Raw genomic sequence first — 4,725 nt, 5'->3', positions numbered from 1 at the left:
AATCGAGTAGAGTTAAACACAGCCGTCGTCTCCTTTTTGAAGTCTTTCTTTGGTCGGAAATCCTTCTATCCTAGGAACTACGGCTTTTTTGTCAACCCTTCTTTATTTTATTCCGGACACCAGTGCCAGGCCTGGTGGTTAATAAACATCCAACTGAATTCTCTGTTGTTTTTTAGCGTCTAACCAAGCCTGTTGCGCCTGGTCTTCTGTCCAGCTATATGCTTTTTGCCAAACATGTTTAATGGTTTGCTCAACCCCTTTTGCTAAACCAGTCTTATCTCCACACACATAAATAGTCGCTCCCTGTTGCCACAAGGACAACCAGGCCTGGTCGTGAGTTAATAAGGCATCTTGCACATACTGCTTTTCAGCTTGATCGCGTGAAAACACTGTGTGCAAATCTAACTGCCCCGCTTGTTGCCAAGCTTGTAAACTGGCTTGAGCTAAAAATCGCGTGGCTTGATGAGTTTCACCAAAAAACAATTGATTTTGTTTAGCACCGGCTTCAACACGCGCCTGCATAAAACCGATAAAAGGGGCTAAACCCGTTCCGGCGGCGATCATAATAATCGGCTGATTCGGATTAGCTGGCAATTTAAAATGCGCATTCGGCTTAATGTCGGCCTCCAGTTTTTCACCGAGTTGCGACTGCTGCATCCAGCTTGAAGTTACACCCTGACGCACTCGACCATCACGCTGATATTGAATCGCTTTATATAAAACATGCACTTGGTTTGGATGAGATTGCGGCGCACTGGCTATCGAGTAATAACGTGGCGCAAGCGGACTTAATAAATTAAGGAAGTCCGACCCCAGCTCGACCAACTCAGGAAACTCATTCAGCAAATCCAACACATCACGGCCTTGCGCATAGAGTTGCATGTCCGCACGCGACGACCAGGCCTGGTACTGATGCTGGCGCACCAATTTATTTAAAATAGCCGGGTCTAATAAGGTCAACTCAAGATAGTGGGTAAGTGCATATTCAATCGAACAGGGTTCAAAACGCCGAAGCTGAATGCTTTGGTTAGGCTTGAGTTTTAGCTTGTGAATAACTTGTTGAACTAGGTCAGCCGAATTTTGCCCCTTGATGGTAATCCAATCACCGGGTTCATACTCAAGTGGCGAATCGGCGGACAACTTGAGTAGATAGGCGTGAGGATCGCGGTCGTCCGGTGTCAGATCCAGTTGTTCTTCAATGCGTAATTGCATCGAATTAAGCGCGTAAATACTCGATTAACACCATCAACCAAGGCGCACTGACTAAAATGGTGACCGCTGACATTAAACCAGCAATCAAACCAATGCCCATTTGCGGAATGAAATTATTTTGTTTGATCTCGATATCGCTGATTTGGCGCTCAACGTGAGTTAAGACTTCCACTTGACGTTTTAATAGACCATTTAAGGTTTGGATTTGTTTAAACAGCAACTTCTGTTCATCTTCAAACTGAGTTTTGGTGCGACGCGTAAACTGATCGATATGGCGAGTTTGCTGTCCCATTTCGCGCATTTGCTCAGATAACTGACCAATCGAGGCATCCATTTGCTGCACGAGATTTTGAATCGCGGTTTTGTCTTCATTTAACCATGCGTAATCCGGATTCAGCATGTCCGACAAGTCAAGATCTTGCAGATAGCTTTCGCCACTGGGTTTATTGCGCCCTTTATGTTTGCGAATTGCTTGTTCAAGCAAAACACTTTTTGAGCCTAGTGGTTCAACGGATCTCAAATCAATCGCCATGGTTGCTTTCCTTCCTGTGTGGACATCTGCCCTATTCTGGTTTTAATACGGCTTGGTTTTCGTTAATTTTTTTATATGGATACGTTGTGTATCGAACTATCAAGCCATTAAGCAAACCCCATACCAAATCCTTCAGACCCCTTACAAGCTTGCAACAAGATTCAGTGATCAGGATAAAGTGATTGGATTGTCGTTATTCTAGCAAATTTTTTGACATAAAAAGCCAAAGCTTGCGTTATTTTATGCTTATTTTTAAACAAAATTTGAGCTAAAAATTCACTTAATTCAAATTTAAAATTCCTGCCAAAAAACAGCTTGCACCGACCCTTTCTGCCCACTATGATTGTGGTTTATTTCGCAATCATGAAGACCCATGCAAAAGACCAATTTTATTGAATTCATTCGCCAAACCGGCGTACTCAAACTGGGCGAATTCACGCTCAAATCTGGCCGTATCAGCCCTTACTTCTTTAATGCCGGCTTATTTAACACCGGTGGTCAACTTGACCAACTGTCGCAAGCTTATGCCGCCACCATTGCCAACTCCGGCATTGAGTTTGACGTGCTGTTTGGACCGGCTTATAAAGGCATTCCGCTCGCCGCCACAACCAGTGTCGCCTTAGCGCGTGATTACCAGTTAGATAAGCCTTATGCCTTTAACCGCAAAGAGGTAAAAGACCATGGTGAAGGCGGCCAAATAGTCGGTCACCCGCTTGAAGGGCGTATTTTAATTATTGATGACGTGATTACCGCGGGCACCGCGATTCGCGAATCGATTGACCTGATTCATGATCACGGAGCGCAACCAGCAGGCGTGGTCGTGGCTTTAGATCGCATGGAACGTGGCAAAGGTGCGTTATCCGCTATTCAAGAAGTCGAACAACAATATGGTTTGCCTGTGTTCAGTATTTTAAACTTGAATGATTTAATTGATTATTTGAGCACCCAGTCTAACAATGCAGACGCCTTAGAGGCGATGCGTTTATATCGACAAACCTATGGCATAGAAGATGGCCGATAAACTGCGTGAACTATTAATTTGGCGACATGCTAAGTCGGACTGGTCGAACGAAGCGCTCGAGGATAAAGACCGTGCTTTATCTGAGCGTGGTCGACGCAATGCTAAAAAAATGGCGGATTGGCTACAAGCGCAAGACTTGTTACCCGATGTGATCTTATGTTCAACCGCTAAGCGGGCGCAACAAACCTTGAACCGACTTTGCAAAGATTGTGATGTGCAGGTTTTTAATTTGGACTCGCTTTATCTAGCCAACTTATCTACCTTATTAACAGAGTTGGCTAAGGTCGATGGTAAACGGATTTTATTGATTGGCCACAACCCCGGCTTGCAAAACCTGATTGATTACTTACGCGACCTGCCGCTGGAGCAATCCAGCCAGGTTAAACTGCTACCGACTGCGGCGATCGCACAATTTATTATGCCAGCTGATTGGTCAGAATTAGAGCGTGGTGATGGCAAACTCGTTGCGATTACACGACCCAAAGACGTACAAACCCAAACTAACTGATCACCAGGCCTGCAGAATCAAGCTTAAGCCGACCAGCACAGTTAAGACCTCAAACGCTCGTTTCACCAGTTTATTTCCCTTTACGATCGCTAAGTGCGCACCTAAATAGCCGCCCAACAAGGAACCTAAAATAAGCGCGGGCAACCAGTTCCACTGAATATCGCTTAATAACCCAAGTGTGATGGCGCCACTGCCATTCCAGAAAATACCCACCAATATTAAAGTGTAAGTTACGGCGGTTTTATAATCTAACCCAAACCAACGCACCAACCACAAGGTAACAAACAGCCCTGTTCCAGAGGTTAATGAACCATTTAGTCCGCCAATTAACAGAATCACCAATCCGCCAACCACATAACCTTGGGTGGAACGATTTTGAATCGCTTCAACTTGCCCTAGCTGAGGTTTCAACCAGGAATACACACCTAAACCTAAGGTTAAAAGGCCTAATGCCAATTGGGCGAAACGATCTTCCACTTGCAAAATAAAGCTCGCGCCCACAATCACACCGGGCACACCGCAAGCTAAAATGAAAAGTGCAAAACGCCAATCTAAACTTGAGGTTCGCCAATGACGAGCGGTTGCTCCCAAGCCTAAAAACACACTGGCGACTTTATGGGTGGCGAGCGCAACCCCAAAAGGCAAGCCCAAAAACAATAAGGCTGGCAATTGCAGCAAACCCGCGCCACCGCCAGCTAGCGCCGACAGTAAATTGGCTAACAGTGAAATAATGAACAGCAGGATTTGATCGATCAAATAAAAACTCTAACAATAAAAAAAGCGAAGCTCAGGCTTCGCTTTTTGGCTAAAATCACACTAAATAAAAATTAGCGCGCCGTGATCAGTGTGCCAACACCCTCATCAGTAAAGACTTCGAGCATGACCGCATGTGAGACTCGACCGTCCACAATATGAGCCGCTTTGACGCCGCCTTGAACCGCATCCAACGCACATTGAATTTTCGGCAACATACCGCCGTAAATGGTGCCATCAGCAATCAACTCATCCACCATTTTGGCGTTTAAGCCAGTGAGCAATTCACCCTGTTTATTAAGCAGGCCTGGTGTGTTGGTTAATAACATCAGTTTTTCGGCTTGCAAAGCTTCAGCCACTTTACCGGCCACCAAGTCGGCATTGATGTTGTAAGAGTTACCTTCAGCATCCACCCCTACCGGGGCGATCACTGGAATAAAGTCACCTTTAATTAACATGTCGATTACGCCCGTGTTAATGCGTTCGACTTCGCCAACGTGCCCAATATCAATAATTTCAGGCACATCCATGCCAGGGGTTTGCTTGGTGACTTTAAGTTTTTTGGCCATAATCATATTGCCATCTTTGCCCGTCAAACCTACCGAGTTACCGCCGTGCTGATGAATCAAATTCACAATTTCTTTATTCACCAAACCGCCTAATACCATTTCGACAATATCCATGGTTTCGGTATCGGTT

General features: G+C 45.2%; 6 protein-coding genes. 2 read left to right on the top strand and 4 right to left on the bottom strand.

Features of this window, described 5'->3' with window-relative positions:
- Positions 1–138 precede the first annotated feature (138 nt).
- Together VIM91_RS00090 and VIM91_RS00085 are read right to left on the bottom strand one after the other, a co-directional pair.
- Positions 139–1,212, bottom strand: a complete 1,074-nt coding sequence (locus tag VIM91_RS00090) for an NADP oxidoreductase (protein ID WP_331862808.1) — start codon at positions 1,210–1,212, stop codon at positions 139–141.
- 4 nt (positions 1,213–1,216) lie between these two features.
- Entirely contained in the window at positions 1,217–1,744 is a 528-nt protein-coding gene (locus VIM91_RS00085) for a hypothetical protein (RefSeq protein WP_331862807.1), read from the bottom strand.
- A 373-nt stretch (positions 1,745–2,117) separates the two neighbouring features.
- Between VIM91_RS00085 and pyrE the strand changes: the two genes are divergently transcribed.
- Positions 2,118–2,765 carry an orotate phosphoribosyltransferase gene (gene pyrE / locus VIM91_RS00080; RefSeq protein WP_331862806.1) on the top strand — a complete coding sequence of 216 codons (648 nt, stop codon included), beginning with the start codon at positions 2,118–2,120 and terminating at the stop codon, positions 2,763–2,765.
- Positions 2,755–3,273 (top strand): SixA phosphatase family protein, encoded by a 519-nt coding sequence (locus tag VIM91_RS00075; protein WP_331862805.1) that lies wholly within the window; start codon positions 2,755–2,757, stop codon positions 3,271–3,273. Before pyrE ends, VIM91_RS00075 begins: the two co-directional genes overlap by 11 nt.
- On the opposite strand, the gene VIM91_RS00070 is transcribed toward VIM91_RS00075, so the two are convergent.
- Positions 3,274–4,029, bottom strand: coding sequence for a sulfite exporter TauE/SafE family protein (locus tag VIM91_RS00070; RefSeq protein WP_331862804.1), 756 nt, complete (start codon positions 4,027–4,029; stop codon positions 3,274–3,276).
- Positions 4,030–4,100: 71 nt separating this feature from the next.
- On the bottom strand, positions 4,101–4,725 hold a 625-nt coding region (gene argB / locus VIM91_RS00065; protein WP_331862803.1), incomplete at its 5' end, for an acetylglutamate kinase.

Origin of the sequence: Thiomicrospira sp. (assembly GCF_036568485.1) — a bacterium.
Classification (GTDB): domain Bacteria; phylum Pseudomonadota; class Gammaproteobacteria; order Thiomicrospirales; family Thiomicrospiraceae; genus Thiomicrospira.
This window is presented reverse-complemented; position numbering and strand designations above follow the sequence as displayed.

Excerpts from the sequence above, each read along its gene's own strand:
- VIM91_RS00090 (WP_331862808.1), bottom strand. The coding sequence starts at position 1,212 with ATGCAATTACGCATTGAAGAACAACTGGATCTGACACCGGACGACCGC.
- VIM91_RS00085 (WP_331862807.1), bottom strand. The coding sequence starts at position 1,744 with ATGGCGATTGATTTGAGATCCGTTGAACCACTAGGCTCAAAAAGTGTT.
- pyrE (WP_331862806.1), top strand. The coding sequence starts at position 2,118 with ATGCAAAAGACCAATTTTATTGAATTCATTCGCCAAACCGGCGTACTC.
- VIM91_RS00075 (WP_331862805.1), top strand. The coding sequence starts at position 2,755 with ATGGCCGATAAACTGCGTGAACTATTAATTTGGCGACATGCTAAGTCG.